Origin of the sequence: Bacteroides sp. AM16-13 (assembly GCF_003602705.1) — a bacterium.
Classification (GTDB): Bacteria; Bacteroidota; Bacteroidia; order Bacteroidales; family Bacteroidaceae; genus Bacteroides; species Bacteroides xylanisolvens.
In genome coordinates this window covers 392-19,590 of sequence record NZ_QTLK01000020.1, presented here as the reverse complement: position 1 = coordinate 19,590, position 19,199 = coordinate 392, and the positions used below count along the sequence as shown (strand labels likewise).

General features: G+C 39.0%; 9 protein-coding genes. All 9 read right to left on the bottom strand.

The window, feature by feature from the left end; translation table 11 throughout:
- Nucleotides 1-18: 18 nt before the first annotated feature.
- A complete protein-coding gene (locus DW173_RS16010; protein ID WP_120144764.1) occupies nt 19-3,135 on the bottom strand; it encodes a SusC/RagA family TonB-linked outer membrane protein in 3,117 nt (1,038 codons plus the stop codon).
- Between the two features lie 32 nt (nt 3,136-3,167).
- Nucleotides 3,168-4,922, bottom strand: coding sequence for a RagB/SusD family nutrient uptake outer membrane protein (locus DW173_RS16005; RefSeq protein ID WP_120144763.1), 1,755 nt, complete (start codon nt 4,920-4,922; stop codon nt 3,168-3,170).
- 4 nt (nt 4,923-4,926) lie between these two features.
- Nucleotides 4,927-7,734: a SusC/RagA family TonB-linked outer membrane protein gene (locus DW173_RS16000; RefSeq protein WP_120144762.1), complete on the bottom strand. Its 2,808-nt coding sequence runs from the start codon at nt 7,732-7,734 to the stop codon at nt 4,927-4,929.
- Between the two features lie 170 nt (nt 7,735-7,904).
- Nucleotides 7,905-8,843 carry a DUF1735 domain-containing protein gene (locus tag DW173_RS15995; RefSeq protein WP_049701660.1) on the bottom strand — a complete coding sequence of 313 codons (939 nt, stop codon included), beginning with the start codon at nt 8,841-8,843 and terminating at the stop codon, nt 7,905-7,907.
- Between the two features lie 14 nt (nt 8,844-8,857).
- Nucleotides 8,858-10,654, bottom strand: coding sequence for a RagB/SusD family nutrient uptake outer membrane protein (locus DW173_RS15990; RefSeq protein ID WP_049701661.1), 1,797 nt, complete (start codon nt 10,652-10,654; stop codon nt 8,858-8,860).
- A gap of 19 nt (nt 10,655-10,673) precedes the next feature.
- Nucleotides 10,674-13,745 (bottom strand): SusC/RagA family TonB-linked outer membrane protein, encoded by a 3,072-nt coding sequence (locus DW173_RS15985; RefSeq protein ID WP_120144761.1) that lies wholly within the window; start codon nt 13,743-13,745, stop codon nt 10,674-10,676.
- Nucleotides 13,746-13,763: 18 nt separating this feature from the next.
- Nucleotides 13,764-15,644: a RagB/SusD family nutrient uptake outer membrane protein gene (locus tag DW173_RS15980; RefSeq protein ID WP_004298172.1), complete on the bottom strand. Its 1,881-nt coding sequence runs from the start codon at nt 15,642-15,644 to the stop codon at nt 13,764-13,766.
- Nucleotides 15,645-15,665: 21 nt separating this feature from the next.
- Nucleotides 15,666-18,818, bottom strand: a complete 3,153-nt coding sequence (locus DW173_RS15975; protein ID WP_087317669.1) for a SusC/RagA family TonB-linked outer membrane protein — start codon at nt 18,816-18,818, stop codon at nt 15,666-15,668.
- Nucleotides 18,819-19,061: 243 nt separating this feature from the next.
- Nucleotides 19,062-19,199, bottom strand: a 138-nt coding sequence (locus tag DW173_RS15970) for a glutaminase domain-containing protein (protein WP_120144794.1), incomplete at its 5' end; no start/stop codon positions are given.

The following is a 19,199-nucleotide window of genomic DNA, read 5'->3' as shown; positions in this document are numbered from 1 at the left end:
AATTATTCATTTCAAACATTAGAAATTCAGGTTGATACCAAAATTTATTACTTTTTGTTGTGGATAGAATTGTCCATTACTATTGTTCGATGATTCAGGATCTACCTTCTTTACGTTATCCCATGTAAAGAGATTGTAGGCATTCGCATATACTCTAAGTGAACGTACTCCGAATTTTTTCAATAGTTTGCGAGGTATAGTGTAACCTAACTGAATGTTTTTCAGACGCAAGTATTTGGAGTCTTTCAACCAATAGTCAGATTTATAATAATTAGGATGCGCGGCAGTAGCTGCCTTAGTGAAACGTGGGTACGTTGCTGTTGCTGCTGTTTCCGGTGTCCATCTTCCGATATGCTCTTCGTAATAATTACCCCAGAAATTATCCCATGCAATATCCTGTTGCAGATAGATGGATGAACGGGCAGCTCCCTGAAGCAATATACTAAAATCAATTCCTTTCCAGTTCAAACCGGCAGCAAGAGAGAAAGTCATTTCAGGGACCGGATTATAGCCGATAGGAGCTTGGTCGTTAGAATCGATCACTCCATCATGATTCAAGTCTTTATATTTAATATCTCCAGGTCGGCTTACTTGTCCGAATTGAACGGGAGAACTTGCTACATCTTCATAAGAGCTAAAGAAACCGTCGGAAATATAGCCGATAAACTGTCCGATGGGATTTCCCGTTTGTGACATATAGGCATAGGGCTTTACAGATTCACTTTTCTCTACAATTTCATTGTGTGCATATCCATAAATCCCTTTTATAGAATATCCAAAATCTCCTTTTTGATCTTGATAGCCTATCTCCAAATCATATCCCTGATTTGTTACGACACCATAGTTTATGGGAGCCAATCCGTTTGAACCGGCTGCTTGAGAATATCTTTCCGGTTCACATAGGATATTACTACGACGTTCTTTAAAAAAGTCGATACTGGCAGATATTTTATCTTTCAACCATTTGGTCTCAAGTCCTAAGTTATATTTCCGTGCAACTTCCCATGTGATATTTTCATTGGCGCTTTTTCCTTGAATCAGACCTTTAATCGCAGGATTATGTGTCTCTCCAAAAGTGTAGCCTAGTCCTTCATCGTATCCTGAACGATAATAGTAAGAGAAACCTCCCAGCTTGTCATTACCAACTTCACCATAAGAGAAGCGTAGTTTAGTAAAACTTAAGATAGGGTTTTCTTTAAAGAAAGGTTCGTTAGTCAGTACCCATCCCACTGATGCTGCAGGAAAGAGCTGATAACGGTGTCCTTCCGCAAAACGGTTTGAGCCGTTATAGCCTGCGTTAACTTCGAATAGATAGCGATTCTCATAATCATAGTTAACACGTCCTACTAAAGCCTGATAGATATGAGGTACATAAGAATAGCGTCCACCGGGAGTGGAAGTGTAACTCATATTATAAAGTACCAATCCAGATATATTATGTCCGGAGAAGGATTGCTTATAACGAACTGCCGCTTCAGCATACTTCCGATGTGTAGCTGCCGTTTTATTGGTGGCTTTTGTTGGCAACACCATTTCAAGCCCTTGTTTATAAGTTCCGTTTACAGGATTATATTGATAGATATTGGGACGCTGCTGTATGCTTCGGTTATTGCTCCAGCCTGCATCGTAAGAGAATTTTCCGTCTATACTTAATCCTTTTAACAGTTTTCTTAGGTTATACTTGAATGCAAAATCTGTCTCAAGTTTATTATTGAAATCAAGAAAAAAACCTGAATAGCATAATGTCACGAGTGGATTCTGTCTCCATATACCATCGGCGGCGGCATAAGTTCCATTCGCGTTTAAGATTGGGAATGCTTGAGGAGAATTGCGATAGAACATGCCGAACAGGCGCAGTGCTTCCTGTCCGTCAGCATCATAGCCATAGGGGCGGTTCTGACTTCCGAAACGATAAGCAAGATTCACGGATACCTTGAAATCTTCAGTTAGATTGATATCGATATTCGAACGAGTGGTGAGCCTACTGTACTTATATTCCGAATTATAACCTTCTTTGTATAAGCCTTTTGCTACATCGGGTGAGGCTGCTAAAAGAGCTTGTATTGTCTCATGTTCTTTAATTTTGTCTACGTCTGTCTCAAACATACCGGTTTGAGTGAAGTATCCCACAGAGACGAAGTAACGTACTGTTTTATTTCCGCCGGATAGGTTTACATTGTATTTCTGTTGGAGACCATTTTTCGTAAACATATCTACAAAGTCATTGTCCGGGTGTGTAAACGGACTTTTCTGGGTACGATATAGATAGTTGTCATATTCTGACAGGAAAAGGCCGCGAGTATTACCGGTATCGGAAGGGTCAAAGCCATCATTGATAGCACCCTCACGCATGAATCTTGAAACGGATTCTGAATTTAGGGTTTGGGATATGCGATTGAAGGAAGTAACACCAAATTCAGATGAGAAAGAAATTTGAGTTTCTCCTTCACGACCTCTCCGGGTAGTTACCAATATCACACCATTGGCTCCTCGTACACCGTATACGGCTGTTGCAGAAGCATCCTTTAACACGGAGATAGTTTCTATATCATCAGGGTCGATTTGTGCCATAGGTCGTTCTACCCCGTCAATCAGTACTAAGGGGCTAGAGTCGTTCAATGAAGCACGACCACGAACAAACATCGTAGCCTGATCACCGCCGGGACGTCCGCTCTCTTGTCGGGTTACTAGTCCCGGGATGCGGCCACCTAAAGCGTTTGTGACACTTGATACAGGCATGCTTTTCAAGTCTTCCGTCCCGACATTAGAAATTGAACCGGTCAGAGATACTTTTTTCTGTGTTCCATATCCCACCACAACAACTTCATCTAATTGTGCAATGTCTTCTTCCAAGGTGACATTGATAAAAGGATGATTCTTTTTTATGGCAATAGATTGTTCTATAAAGCCGATCATTGAGATAAGAAGTGTTTGCTCTGCTTTGTTGGACAATGTAAGAGTAAATTTGCCATCCAAACCAGTCACTATTCCATTATTAGTCCCTTTCTGAAGGACAGTAGCGCCAATCATCTCCATTCCTTGGGAATCTTTAACAATTCCGCTAACTTTGGTTTGTGCACAGACATGCCAGATGGAGCTGGTTAAGCATATGAATAATATTATTATCTTTTTCATGTTTTCTATCTATTAAATAGTTTTGATACCCGTTACCAACCTGGATTCTGTTGGATGGAAGGGCTTTCCTTGATTACTTTCAGAGGAATAGGATGATAATACATGTAATCTTTAAAATTGCGTGCTTCATCTACTGTAATGCGTGTATAATGAAGCCCGGAAGCATTTTCTTCTACTTTCATTCCGATAATAGGTTCTCTAAGTTGATTGCCATCCATCCAACGTCGCAAATCGAAGTAACGATGTTCTTCAAAACAGAGTTCGATACGGCGTTCTTGCTTCACTTTTTCCATAAAGTTGTTATCTGTCACCCCATTAAGAAATTTATCATTTGTTTCGAATCCGGCTCTGGTACGTATTTTTTGTATGGCTTCTATTGCTGTCAAACCATAGCCTTCTGGATCCGCATTCATGCCGTAAGCGTGGTGCATGGCTTCTGCGTAGGAAAGTAGGATATCAGATAAGCGAATCATCGGGAATAAGTGGAAAACGGTACCCACATTGGCCTGTCCGAAGTTCAGTGTTTTGTCCAGGAATTTAGCTAAGTAATATCCCGTATTGGTCGAACGGTTCTTCACTTGGTTGAGTCCGTCTATGGTTGTGTTATCACTAATTCGCGTATAAATGGTATTCTTTCCATAAACCGAACCATCATATCCGATAATTGCTGTCAAACGCGGGTCTCTGTTAGTATACATGCTTGCACCGTCAGAAGAATGGGTATAATCGCTTCCATCTTTCATGGTAAATGCATCGATCAATTGCTGTGAAGGTACTGTACCTCCTCCCTGATCTTTTGAGATTGTAGGGGGATAATGTCTGTTTTCCAGACCATTGTCCTTAGCAGCTGTATAGAATAGGATATATTCCGGATTAGGATTGGCATTGATAAAGATCTTGTCGTACGTTTTAGCAGCAGTAAGAGCTATCAGATTATATTTTTTATTTCCATTCGGAGATATTGTTCCGTCTGCATTTAGATTGATTACATCTGCACAAGCTTTGGCTGCAAGTTTCCAACGTTCCGTCACATCCGAGCCGTCAGTATAGCCTAGTAGTGGATCGTTATTATCCGTTCTGTTGTAGAGTGGGCTTGCGGCATAGAGTAATGTCTTGGCTTTAATAGCAAGTGCCATTCCTTTAGTCATACGGCCATAAGAACCATTCCCACCTTCCGGATCAACTTTCAATACAGCGGCAGCACTCTCACATAACTGTACGATGTGATTGACGCAGTCTTTGAAAGAGTCTCTTGCCTTTGTCTGCAGTTCAGGATCGTCGACTTCGTAAATACGATCGACAATAGGAAAGCCTCCGTAGTGTCTTAACAGGTTAAACTCAAATAAGGCTTGTAAACATTCAGTTTCCGCACAATAGGTATCTTTAAATGTCTGGATGTCTTCTTCTGTCTTATTTTGTAACACCAAGTCAGCCTCACGCAAATATTTGCGGGCAAAAATGGCCTGTTGAATTCCCTTGTATGACTTATTCCAACATTCTTCAATCGGATTTGAAGAAGTGACATACCCACGAGACAACTTATGAATATCCGAATCAATGATTGTACTTATTCCATCATTGGTGGCTGCATCTAAAAAGGCATTTCCTACGTGGTTGAAGCCTTCGGGAATATATGCATACACCTGATTAATCGGTTTCAGATAGTTCTGTTCATTCGTAAAAATATCATCAGGCTGGGCCCAGTCATAGGGCATGTCATCCAGATAATCACAACCGGAAAATGTTAGTGTTGCGCTTATTGCCAAATAAATTATCGATTTTTTCATGCTATCAGAATTTTAAGGAACAACCTATACTCATGTTTCTCGTCAAAGGAGCTGCCAGTGAAGGAGCTTCAGGATCAACCCATTTATATTTTGTCCAGGTAATCAGATTCGTTCCGCTAAGGAAAAGTCTCAATCCCTTAAGATGGATTTTCTGTATCATTTTTGTAGGAAAGTCATAGGCAACTTCCAGTGTTTTTAATCTTAAGAAATCAGCATCCTTTACATTTAATGTACTTATCTGCCTGTTATTAAGACTGGCATTGTCCAGTGTTGTTAAACGTGGGAATGTTGCATGCTGGTGTTCTGGTGTCCAGTAATCAAGTTGATGTTCAAATATGGTTCCGTTATCTGTGAAAGGATTCATCACAATGTCCGAATATTGATGAGAGACTTTTGCGGCTCCCTGAAATAATGCGGTGATCGAAAATCCTTTGTAGCCGACTCCTAAGTTAATACCATACATGATTCTGGGAATGTCTCCGTAACCGATAGGTACCATATCGTTTACATCAATCTGTCCGTCTTTGTTTATATCTTCATAACGTACATCACCTGGTTGGACATCAGAGAATGTTTGTACAGGAGAGGCTGCTATTTCTTCCCAAGAATTGAAAAAGCCTTTTGCAATGTATCCTCGATTTTCTCCTAAAGGCCGTCCCTGATTCTTCAACCATTCGTATGGCTGATCTACTTCACCGTTTGCAATCAGTTCATTCGTAGAATAAGAGAATGTACCACCTATGAAATAGCTCCAGTCTGCAATATTTGAATTCCACATGGCAGATAAGTCTACTCCATGGCTATTGATTTTGCCTATATTCTGCTTAAATTCCTTTACATTGCCGACAAGAGAACTGATTTTGTTATTTACTACATACATATCATGACGGTTGTCTTTAAAAAATTCTGCTGTAACAGATAACCGGTCTGAAAATAGTCGGGTATCTATTCCGATATTCAGAATTCTAGCTTTCTCCCAAGTCAATCCGGGATTTGGAAGTATATCCTGAATGTATCCTCCAAGCTTTGTTCCCATGTTTACCCCTGTGATATAGACTTCGTTTTGCGGCCACATACGTCCCCTGTAATAAAAGGCGTCTACGCCGGATGAGTTGCCGACTTGTCCATAAGATGCTTTTAGCTTCAGGTAGGGCACTATTTTTTTTGTATCTTTCCAGAAAGATTCGTTAGAAACAGTCCATCCGGCAGATATTGTAGGGAAGAAACCGAATTTGTGTCCCGGACCAAATTTATGAGATCCCTGATAAGCTCCGATAACATCGATGCCATATCTTTTATCATAATTATAGCCGAACCAACCATTTACGCTTTGGAATCGGGTTGGCAATACCATTTCATCATTGCTTTCATATTGTTCATAGAAAGCTAAAGCCGAAACTCCATGTTTTCCAAAGGTACGGTTATAATCTAATTGAGCCACGATACCGGTCCGGCGGAAAGAACTGGTATTATCTACCTTGTTTATCATTGAGTCATCCTCGCGGGTCCGGCGGAGAACATTCTCATTCGTCGCATCCTTTTCGTAATATGCGAAAGTTATCGTACGTCTGATAGAAGAAATTGTGCGTGAATCCATGGATAGAGCAACAGAAGCTTTTAATCCCTCTGTTATGAAGGAAAGATCCTGTGAGAGTTTTGTACGGAAAGAACCATACAATTGTTTGTCCTGGAAGTAGCCGGAGCGATTTAGCATTGCCCATGGATTTTCACGGAATGCATTTCCTGCTACAATTTTTCCATCTTCTGCATTGATAACATTGCCGTATTGATCTGTATATCCTTGGTCATTGTACCATTCTGGGAAGATTCCTTGCGGTAATGTGACTAGATTTTTATAGATATTTTCGGCTCCGCTGCCAGGGCCATTTTGACTTTGATACCAGCCATACAGATTTACATCCAGCTGGGTAGTGCGAGTTACGGCAAAATCGATATTGGAACGGATATTAAACCGTTCGGCAGAGTGATTGGTATTATAATCATGTGAATCATCTGTATTGAAGTAGCCATTGTTACGAGTATACATTGCATTCACGAAATATGTACTTTTTTCTGTTCCTCCTTGGATATTAAGATTATAGCGTTGGCTCCATCGGATATCCTTTAAATATTTATCAGCCCAATCTACATTGGGATATAAAATGGAATTAGGATCATTCTTAGCATAATTCATTATATCATAGTTCGAATACAAGGGATCCAGATTGTCATTATGGCGGGCTATGTTGTGCTGTCTTGCATAATCGGCTGCGTTTAATGACTTTAATTCTTTAAGTGGTTGTTGAGCTATAATTTGAGCTGTCAATTCAACCTGTGGTTTTCCCTTTGCTCCCTTACGAGTTGTAACCAGAATAGCTCCACTGCCTGCACGCATTCCATATAAGGCTGTTGCTGCAGCATCTTTCAATACGGTAATTGATTCTACTTCGTGTGATGACAAAACAGCAAAATCCCGTTCCTGTCCATCAACCAGTACTAATACATCGGGCGAATTACTTCTTTGTCCTCTTATCCAGAATGAATTCTGTTCATTCACTAATCCACCACCTTGCACTTGTCGGGCAAAATAACCAGGTACCAGTCCGGCTAATACTGCCGAAAGATTTGTAACAGGTAGATTGCGTAACTGTTTACCCGAGATTGTGTAGGCTGAACCGTTATAATCTCCCATAGGGAGTACACGATATCCTAAGTCCAAGGGTACATCTTCTTTGTTTTGGACATTTTGTGCCTGGCATATCAAATAGCCAGGAAGTAGCCCAACCAACAACATTTTCTTTAAGAACTTCATACGTATAAATTTTGAGTTAACACCATAGTAGATTGATTGATGATGAGGTCACCTCATTTATCACCTTCAGTGTGGTGACGATTGCTGATAGGTGTATGAGAAGCCATTTTATTGTTATCATTTTGAGACATGAGAAACCAATATAGTTCCCCATGTCTCAAGTTTTTAGATTACTTCCATGATTCTACTCGTAAATCATTCACAGGATCGCGACGTAACACTAATTGTTCTTTCACTTTATAGCGTTTGCCTGCCAATTCATAGGTGTAATTCAGGTTGATTTCCGGACAAGGTTTGTCTCCACTGTTGAAGGTGTAAGTCGGACTTTGGGCAATGTAGCTGCCATTTCCTTCAATGATTGTAACTCCTCCTTCTATACCTTCTATTTGAACATTGTAGTCTGAACCAGATTCGCCGTTGTTGTCGATTGTCAACTGGAAACGATTGATGTTGCTTTTTGCTAAGTTTGCTACTCCGGGTCTTAACAATTTATTTTTCGCGAGAGTACTTAGTTCCAATGTATTATTATTTATCAAGTCTTTTTCTTTATACACCACAGTGGTACCTTCTATTGTATTTCCATTATCGTCTACTTCACTTACTTCACCTTGAAGGTAGTAAACTCCGGAAAAGGAACTGACATACTTGATTGCTACAATAGAATAATCCGCTCCCTCGCGAATAGTGTTCATGGAACTTTCTGTAACTTTGAAAGGGAGAGCATAATGGGTAGTCAGACTTAACGGATCTGTATAAAAAGCATCTGTAAACTTGATTTCAACATCTGCTACAGGTAAATTAGATTTCCGCACTTTAAATATCTCCGGATCTTCCAATATGTAATACTCTTCGGGAAGAAGTGTAAGAGGAGTACCCTCTAATAAAGAAGCATCCAAGGTAAATTTAGCCCAATCATTCATGTCAACTTCTCGTTTACCTCCTAATGATACTCCTACATATATAGGCATGTCACGGTCTGATATTACTGTACGCAATGGGTTCTGTAAAGCAAAACCAACATTTGTAGTTTCATAATCATGCGTATAATCTTCATAGCAAGACGATAAACAAGTCGTCAAAGCAAGCAATATTATTTTTGCAATTTTCATAATCGTATATAATATTAGTTATTATTCCACCCCATATTATTTTTGAGGTTTGGGTTCTTTAATAATTCGTCGTTAGGTAACGGCAAATAGTAATAGCGAAGTGCATCCAACGGACGTTGTTCTATTTCTTTTATTTCATAAGAAAGACCGTTGTCTGTTCTTGTCACTTGTATTCCTTCAATAGTGGTATCTAGGGGAAGTAAACAGCGGCGTAAATCCCAAAAACGGTGATCTTCGAAAGCAAATTCTATACGACGTTCATTTTGGATTAATTTCCGGAATGCTGCTTTTCCTTCAGAAGCTACTTCTGACAAATAGGTAGCATCTGTGATACCACCTGATTTTTCACGTATGATTTTTAAGACATCATAAGCACTATATTTACAGTCGTCACCTTTACTTTCAGGTCCCCATGCTTCATTGGCGGCTTCTGCATAATTCAGCCAAACTTCTGTTTTACGTAATAATGGGTTAAAGTGCCGAGAATTCAATGTTTGAATCGGATCCAGCATATTTTTTTGTGTAGTAGACAAGAACTTAGATAAATAATATCCCGAACGACTGGCATAAATGTGAAAACTCTCTGAATCTTTTCCACCTTCAGATACATCAATGTTTGAGTTATAAGCTCCAAATTTTTTTCCTTGATAATATAGATTCATATTGAATCGGTTATCTCTAGCTATCAAATACGGATCTTGCTCATCATATAATGAACGTGAATCTGTTATTGGATAACCATTTTTGGCAGGAAAGGCGGCAGCTAAATTATGGGAAGGAATTGTTTGTGCATTTCCCAAATAAAAAGGAGGATAGTGTCGGCTTTCCATACCATGTACAAGTCCCATGTAGGTGCGGAAAATAAAATCGGCCGGGGTATCACTGCCAGCGTCAGCCAAATCTTTAGCAGCCATCGCTGTAAAGGTATAGTTTATCCCTGCGTCTTTGAGCACTTCATTGGCAAAAAGAGCAGCACGCTCCCAACCAGCTTGATAAGTCGCTTCATTTAATACAGTAAAATTACCCATGCCATTTATTTGAATTACATCCTTGTCTTGATAAGCCGGACTTGCTGCATAGAGCAAAGTTCTTGCTTTAAGAGCATTTGCCGCTAATCCGCAAGCTCTACCAATTTTAGATTTTCCGACAACTACATCATCTCCTGTGTAAGTTACAGGCAAACGTCTGGCAGCTTCTTCACAGTCGGAAACAATCTGGCTGACGCAATCTTTATACGAGTCACGTTTAAACAGGCTCGGCTTCGCAGATTCCTTATCACCAATGAAATGGTTGGTGATCGTATATCCCAATGCTTCTCCTTCGTCTGTTCGTCCTCCATAAGTTTGTAACAATTTGAAGCTGCACCATGCTCTTAAAAAATAGGCTTCACCAAGTAAACGAGTCTTTATTGCCTGATCAGTTTCTTTACTTACACGATTGTATATTACATCATCTGTAACTCCTTTTTCCATGAATAGATTGATGCTTTGTATCTTATCATACATATTGTCCCAATTTCCAAGTGGATTTGTTGATCGGCTGAATGCTCCCATGCTAGCCCGGTATACACTCGAACCATAATTTCGGGTTAGTGCATTGTCTGTTGCAGCATCTAAGAAATTATCATCATAATGATCCGGAACAACCATTAAATCTGCATATACTTGCGTCAAAACGGCTTGTGCCATATCGGGATTAGTCCATACGGTCTCACTGGACCATTCATTTGTCAATTTAGGGTCAAGCAGATCTTCACAAGAAACAATACTTCCCCAAACACAGGCTAACAGTATTAATTTGCTTATTTTCATATTTGCATATTTTTTAAGTTTAGAAAGAGACGGATAAACCGCCGGTTACAGTCATATAGGCCGGATAATTTGTGATTCCGGCATTTAATCTTTCCGGGTCCAGATCCTTTATTTTAGAGAAGGTAAGCAAATTTGTACCACGTACGAATAGTTTACATTTGTTTGCAAAGAATCTACCTGCCTTATTTTCAAATGTATAACTAAGTTCTATATTTTTCAAACGGAAAAATGAGCCATTCTCTGTCCAGAAACTGGAATCACGAAAGTTATTGCTTTCTGTCGTTGTTGTTAATCGGGGCATTGTACCTGAAGGATTATTAACCTCATGGTAGCGATTTAATGCTAATTCAGAGTATCCATTCAGACCATTATTCCAATAATAAGCGTTTGTACATAATTGAGTAATACCTGTATGAAGAGTTCCTAACATATAAAGTCCAAACCCTTTGTATTTGAGGTCTACATTGATTCCCCAAGTGGTTACAGGAAAACTTTGCCCTAGGCTCATACGGTCATTATCATCTACAATCCCATTGTTGTTTAAGTCAGCGTATGCAATATCGCCGTTTTGATATATACCGTATGATTGTAATGAGTGATCTTCTAATGGAATGTCTTTTCCAAATAATCCTAGTGCTTGTAAGCCAAAAATAGTACTAGTAGGCCGTCCAATGGCTTTACGATAGCTTTCCACTCCTTCTATTTCATTCCATTTATCTAATTTATTTTTTGAATAAGTCATATTGGCTCCGACTGTGTATAAAAAGTCCCGTCCGATATTCCCTTTCCAGTTGATTGCAATATCTATACCTTGATTAGTCACTTGGCCGATATTTTCATACATGGTATAATTCCCTGCTGTAGCGGCATATTGGGCGTTATTCACTCCGATGATATCTTTTCTACATTCATGGAAATAATTGAGTTCTGTGCTTAGGCGATTATTAAAGAATAATCCTTCGATACCAATATTAAACTCTTGAGAGTATTCCCATGTTAAATCAGGATTTCCCCAGCGAGCTAAACTAACTTTATGATCTGTTTGATCCTGGAAGAAATTATAGTTGCCATTATTATTCCAACCAGTTTGATACAAGAAGAATCCAGTATTACCTGTATAGCCTAATACACCGAAACTTGCTTTTAGCTTCAGAAAGTTAACAGCCTTTACTTCTTTCATGAAACTTTCGTTAGAAATTATCCATGAAGCTCCTACAGCCGGAGAAAAGAAAAAACGATCGTTTTTATCAAATTTGTTGGACCCCATACCAGCCAGAGTTAGCTCGGCTAGATAGCGTTTGTCATAACTATAGTTTAAACGCAGAGAGATGTTGGCATCTTTAAAATCTTGTGTCATTCCTGTCATCTCATTCTTTGTATACCGGAATGCGCCAATTGCTGAAAAGTCATGCACTCCTAATGTGCGTTCATATCCTATATCTGCACGCATACCAAAATAGCGGTAGGTATTATTGGAGGCTATCTTTTGCGTTTTGGGCAAATCCAGCTTTTTCATCTGTGTATATCGGGTGATAGTTTCACCGTCTAAATCACTATAAGTGTCAATGGCATAAGTTGGATAAGTATTCCTTAATTCTTGACGTAAGTAACTATAATTGTCAAAAGTTACATAAGCATTAAATGTCAATCCCTTAACGTATTTATTGAAGTCAAAATTTGCTCCAAGGTTTGTTTGGCTATTTACATACCTTTCGGAAGTGTCACCTCCATAAACCATATCTGCATATAAATTGTCTACTATCCGTGTGCTGGCTCCGAAGAATGGCGTGCCATCTTCATTGGGGGTAAACTGTCCCGATAATGTTTCATTAGGAATAATGAAAGGGTACTCATTGGGACGATTAGAAGATAATGTACTGAATATGCCTGCACCATCTTTTGCTCCCCAGTTTTTCAGTTCCACACGAGCTGCAACATCTGCTGTTACTGTAAGAAAATCGGTGATTTTAATATCCAGATTACCACGTGCATTCATACGGTCTAAAGCCGAACGTTCTCCAACTTTTTCTAATCCGGAACCACCAGTATATCCACCAACTAATGCGTATTTCACACCTTCATTACCTCCATTAAACTCAATTGTACCTTTTCGGTAGATATTTTGGTTTAATAAGAACTCATTGTAATAATCAACATTTGGATACAATACATCATTGACTCCACTACTATTTCTGTATCCTTCTAATTGCGTGTCAGTATAATAAGGATTCATCCCATCGTTTATACGAGCTTCATTAAACAATTTTGAATAGTTGTAGGAATCCAGATACTTAGGTACACGTGTAGAGGGCTGTACACCGTATTCTACCCCGACACGAACAATTCGTTTATGAGCTTCTCCTCTTTTAGTACGTACCAAGACCACTCCGTTTGTGGCAGCTGCTCCATACAGGATTTTGGCTGTAGCATCTTTTAAAACTTCGATGGATTCTATTTCTTCCGGTAAAATATCATCTATCGGACGTTCTATTCCGTCAATAATAACCAAGGCCGTATTTGTTCCATTATTGTGTTGTCCACGTACATATAATGTTGATGTGTTATAGCCCAAGCCGCCATCACCGGAAATAGCAATTAGTCCGGCAGCCTGTCCTTGTAAGGCATTGGATAATTGTAAATCAGGGTATTTTAATACATTTTCCATAGATAACTTGGATACTGTACCTACCAGGTCCCGCTGATACGTTTTTCCACCGTCTGCACGTTCGTGTATGTCCCTTTCTGAAGCATATAGATCTTCATTTTGTAATTTGATGACAGTGGGTTGTTCTTTTGCGAGGTTTATTACAACATCTTTATAACCGAACGCTTCAATTAATAAGGTTCCATCAGCTTTTGTTTTGAGTGCAAATTTTCCATTTGCATCTGTATAGTTTATAATAGAACCTTCACCGCTCAATACTGTTACTCCGCTTAGCGGTTTACCTGTGTTGTCTGTCACCAGCCCTTTCACTTCAATAAGGGCTGTTTTTTTCTTTTTAGGTTTATCCTGTGCTTCTAGCGAAGTGGCTATGCCGGATAATATAGCAGTGACAAACAGAATAAATATGAATTTATTATATCTTTTCATTTGATTAAGCCATTTTAATTACCAATATGGGTTTTGTTGCAAATTATTCAATGCGTCTACGTCATGTTGAGGCAAAGGATACCAGTAATTCTTCTTTGTAAAAGAACGCACTTCCGGAGTTATATCGATTTGTTCATAATCATAAGTCAATGTAGACTTATCCGTGATACTTCCATGATTAGATTCTCGTGGTGTGAATAATGCTCCTTTAATAGGATAAGTATCCTTGAATGTTTCTTCCAAGATCATCCAGCGGCGGATATCCCACCAACGATGATTTTCAAACATTAATTCTACGGCACGCTCACGGCGATAAGCTGCACGGAATTTATCAGGATCGGCTACAATATCTGATGGCAGATCTGTTAAGCCAATTCGTCTGCGAAGAATATTAATAGCTTCTGCAGCTGATATAGGACATCCTTCAATAGTTGCCGTAGCACTTCCACAACCCTCAAATAGCGCTTCTGCATAATCTAAATAAATTTGCGAAGCACGGATATATATGGTGAGGAAGCGATAGTCCCACCAACAGTTCGGATTGTTCTTTTCAAGATACTGATTGCATTCCGGCCACATGAACTTTTTACACATAAATCCTGTGAACATTCGTTTGTTGCAGTCTTTTTGAGTTAACATGTGCTGATAGGCTGCTCCTCCTTTGTAGGTTGTAATGTAATAGGTACGTCCATCAGCGTAATGTCCCCAAGTTGTTCCAGGTAAAAGTATGTTGTTGTAGAAACGGGGATCACGATCCTCAAATGGTTTATGGTCATAGTCAAGTGCATAGCCGCTTCGTGGGTCATCAATCGGGTAATAAATACCGTCTGCTCCCTTCTTGTCAAACATGTTGACGATATTCAAACTTGGGCAGCACATGGAATTTCCATCTGGTCCCGAACCGAATGCAAGATCCTCATATTGCCAGAATGTGCGGATAGTGCGTTTTTGGTTTTGATTAGCAGCGTTAGGAAATTGTCGCTTGACCCAAATGTATTCCGGTTGATGCACAGGTGGATATTTAAAATAGAAAACATTCGTATATTCTTCTTTACTAGCCAAACCATAGGGATAAGGGGCAGACTTGCTTCCATCCATATAACGTATTACTTCATAAGCTGATTTTGCTGCGGATTTTGCGCGTTCCGTGTCATAGCCTTTGTTTTCTGTAGAATTTAAATCATTCTGCATCAATGGACTTGCATCAAACAACTGTGCCCATTCTTTAAGTGCCATTGCTGCAATTTTTGTGGGTCTTCCATAGTTTGGATCATCCCAACTGTCAGGTAACATGTAGATTGCTTTTTGTATATCTTCCATCATCCAGTCGTGTGATTCATGGTAGGTCATACGGGGAATATCATCATCTCCACCTTCAAAGACCTTGTCAATAATAGGCATCCCCCCATATCTTTTGATTATCTGAAAGTAGAACCAAGAACGATAGAAATAAGCTTGTCCCAGAATCTCATTTTTTTGTTCAGGTGTCAAAGGAGCCTTATCGATATCATTAATAATGCGGTTATTGATACGCAACGCCTTATATGATCGAGATATAGCTGTACTTCCAGCATTACCGATTTCGAAAGTCTTATTTGATTTGGCATTACTTAACCAGTTTCCGGAATGTAAAGTAAAAACGGCAGATGAATTATCTGTAGTTGCCATTTCGTCTGCAAAGAGACCGACAAATGCGCGTCCATTTTCCCAATTATCCATCACCATAACATTTTCCAATTGGTTGAAAGATTGGTCTAAGAAACCTCGTAAGGAATAGTAATCCCTAAAGATATCATCTTCTGTCAATCCTACATCTTCCCTTTTATCTAAGAAGTCTTCACAGCTTGTCATCCCGCCAAGAATGAAAACTGAACAGATATATAATAATACTTTTCTCATCTTTATTTCTTTTGAATATGATTAAAATGAAACTCTTAGTCCTAAAGTGTAAGTACGGACAATCGGATAGCTGCCAACACCTCCTGTTTCAGGGTCCACGCGTTTGTCCCCTTTCCAGAAGGTTAGTAAATTATTCCCGTTCATGTAAACCTGAAGATTAGAGATATGGGCTTCACTCAACCATTTTTTAGGGAATGTATATCCTATCTCCATGTTCTTTAATCGTATATACGAATAGTCGGAATAGCGATAAGTACTTTCCACTTTGTTGTATGTATTGTTCAAGTGTGTAGCAGGTCGCATAACACCCGATGAATTAGCTGTTTCCGGCGTCCATCGTTCCATGGATTTTGGTTGAACACGTATGTTTGAAGCTGGAAAATCCCACAGATATTGATCGAACTGTAACTTATATATATTGCGTGGCGAATAGAGCATTGCACTGAAGTTAAGTCCTTTCCAATTGAACCCGAAAGAAAATCCGATGGTAGTCAATGGGTAATTCAATTCGTCTACAACTACCTTGTCGTTTGAGTTGATTATCCCGTCTCCATTGAAGTCTATATAGATAAGGTCTCCCGGAATTACTTGTGATGCTGTAGTACCATTTATAGCTGTTTGTGCGTAATTGAACACATCGTCTATCGAACCATAATTACCGACCGCAATAAAACGGTTTTGATAATCAATCGGTTTACCTGCAGCTTTCAAGTGCTCATCCGCATTTCTAGGATCATCTTTATAGACAATCCGGTTTTCGCTGGCTGCAAAAGTTAAAGCTCCCCAGTAATTAAAATTACGTCCGATTTTGTCATTCCAGCGTAACTCTAATTCTAAACCATGATTTTTCGTTTCTCCTCGGTTGATAGCGTTAAAAGTAGCTCCTACAATGGAAGATGTGGTTTGTGGAGTCATTAGAATATCTTTACGATTCTCTTTAAATAAATCCAAAGTTAAATCTAACTTATTCCATAAGCCAATTTCTATTCCAAAGTTATGTTTAGTCGCTTTTTCCCATGTTGAAGTCAAGTTAGCAATATCTCCTTCTGTATAGAGCGGGCTATGTGTGACTCCTTGTGTATTTCCTAATTCAATACTTCCTAAAGAATTAAATAATTGGATGTAATTCCAACGTGCAGCAGCTGCATCACTACCGACTTTTCCGTATGAATATCTAAATTTTAGGTTAGTCAGCACATCTCCAACATGTTTCTTTATAAAAGGTTCTTCTGAAGCACGCCATCCCAAAGAATAGGAAGGGAACAGGCCGAAGCGTTGTCCTCGGGCAAATTTTTCCGAACCTGTATAAGAGATATTCATCTCTGCCAAATAACGTTCTTTCCAGTTATAAGTAACACGTCCCACCCATTCTTCACGATAACTTGGGAATTTGATAACTTTATCATCTTTTGAATCAGATACTTGACGGTTCATCAGAGCTAACGCTGTTACATTATGACTCCCGAATGAACGATTATATTCCACAGAGAATTCGTAATATAACTTACGATTATAACCATCCAAATTATCATAAGAAACGTTGGGAGGGAGTTCAATATCCTCATCATTTGGCCATCGTTTTTCCAAAATCATGGGGTAAGTGAGGGAACCATCTGCATTGACTATCGGATTAGAATAATCATATTCGCGATGGTATTTAATAATACTGTTTCTGGATTCAAAATCATTGTTACCCCAAATTTCACCAGTCTTTATACTAGAACGAGTAGTGGAAGCAGAGGTGTATGAAACTTTAGCGGCAGCTTTTAGTCCTTTAGTTAGAAAGTCCAGTTTTTGTTCCAAACGAACATCATACCATCCTTGAAAGGTTTTATACAGTTGTGATCCATTTGTATTCATATTACAAACAGGATTATAGCCGGCAGTAGATCCATCTCCCCAATAGCCATCACTATACTTTATCGGGAAGGAATTGGTTGGTGCCGCAATGATTCTAGTGTACACATCATCAGCAAAATTGTCATTGCGGTATCCCATTTTCCCTGCAATATTTACTGATAAGGAAGTCGTTTTAGTTAAATTAAAATCTAAATTTGAACGCCAGTTATAACGGCGATAGTAGTTCCTTGGATCAAAATTCTCCTGTTTCTGTAAATCATAAATATCACCGTCATTTTGATAACCGATGGAGGCGAAGTAACGCATGAAATTGGTTCCTCCGCTGATATTCACATTATATTGTTGGGAAAAACCTGGTTTAACCAACTCATCCCACCAGTCTACTTGTGGAAAGACATCATTATAAGGGCCGTAGTTGCCTGTATCAAAAGCATTTGACCAAGCATTGATGACAGATTGTTTAATTTGTTGATTCCAGTTGTTGTCATTAGCTACAGCTTCATTATACATTTTCATAGATGTAACATAATCTGCCCATTCCATATTTGCAGTAGTCTGTTTAATACCAAAGCTTGTAGAAAAATTGATGTTTGGTTTCTTATCTTGTCCGCGTTTGGTTGTTAACAATATTACACCATTTGCACCTCGAACCCCATATACAGCTGTAGCAGAAGCGTCTTTTAGAATAGATATAGACTCGATTTCATTCATGTCAACATCGTTCATATCCCTTTCTATACCATCCACTAATACTAAAGGGTCAGAGTTTTGCCAGGAAGCCTTACCACGAATGTACATTTTGGTATCACTTGCTCCAGGCTTGCCTGACGTATTGATAGCTACCAAACCATTTAGTTTGCCTTGTAAAGCTTCTGATACAGAAGTAATATTACCTCCTTTCAACAATTCTTCTCCTTTAGTTTGGGTAATGGCGCCTACACTTGATACCTTTTTCTGAATACCATAACCTACTACCACTACTTCTTCTAGTTGCTTGCTGTCTTCTTCCAGAGAAATGATAGGCTCTTTTTTCAGATCATCCACTTTGATTTTCTTTTCTTGATAGCCGATATAAGAGATTTTGAGTACGGCATTAGCAGCTACAGATAGCGTAAACCGACCATCTATGTCAGAAATGGTACCATTCGAAGTGCCTTCAACAGTAATATTTACTCCTATTAAAGGTTCATTACTTTTTGCATCTACAATTTGCCCTTTAATGCTATGATTCTGTCCCCAAAGTAGAGGAGGAGAGAGTAGCAGAGCTAGAAAGAGTAGACACATCCACTTAAATTCCAAGTTTTGATGTTTCATAGTAATAACGTTAAAAAGTTGTGTGTATAAAAAACATTCTTATTTCTTTTTTTCTGTTTTGGGTAAGGTTCTACTATACAGCGTTTAGCCCATATTTTGTAAGCCTTTGTCATTTCAACTACTTTTTGCCATAGCATTATTGATGAACAATAATGCTATGGGCAAAATGAGATAATTTGATTTTATAGTAATATTCTTTAAAGATCTCATATGCATAAATTTGAAGTAAACGTCGTGCTAACTTTATTGATTATTCTGAACTTTATCCATTAATACCTTCATCCAGTATCCTCCGATCACCGAACGGGCTCTGAAGCCTACCCATCTACCGCTGTCTGTATGGTGCCAGTCGCTGATAGGTACACGAGAGACTGTTTCATT

Excerpts from the sequence above, each read along its gene's own strand:
- DW173_RS16010 (WP_120144764.1), bottom strand. The coding sequence starts at position 3,135 with ATGAAAAAGATAATAATATTATTCATATGCTTAACCAGCTCCATCTGG.
- DW173_RS16005 (WP_120144763.1), bottom strand. The coding sequence starts at position 4,922 with ATGAAAAAATCGATAATTTATTTGGCAATAAGCGCAACACTAACATTT.
- DW173_RS16000 (WP_120144762.1), bottom strand. The coding sequence starts at position 7,734 with ATGAAGTTCTTAAAGAAAATGTTGTTGGTTGGGCTACTTCCTGGCTAT.
- DW173_RS15995 (WP_049701660.1), bottom strand. The coding sequence starts at position 8,843 with ATGAAAATTGCAAAAATAATATTGCTTGCTTTGACGACTTGTTTATCG.
- DW173_RS15990 (WP_049701661.1), bottom strand. The coding sequence starts at position 10,654 with ATGAAAATAAGCAAATTAATACTGTTAGCCTGTGTTTGGGGAAGTATT.
- DW173_RS15985 (WP_120144761.1), bottom strand. The coding sequence starts at position 13,745 with ATGAAAAGATATAATAAATTCATATTTATTCTGTTTGTCACTGCTATA.
- DW173_RS15980 (WP_004298172.1), bottom strand. The coding sequence starts at position 15,644 with ATGAGAAAAGTATTATTATATATCTGTTCAGTTTTCATTCTTGGCGGG.
- DW173_RS15975 (WP_087317669.1), bottom strand. The coding sequence starts at position 18,818 with ATGAAACATCAAAACTTGGAATTTAAGTGGATGTGTCTACTCTTTCTA.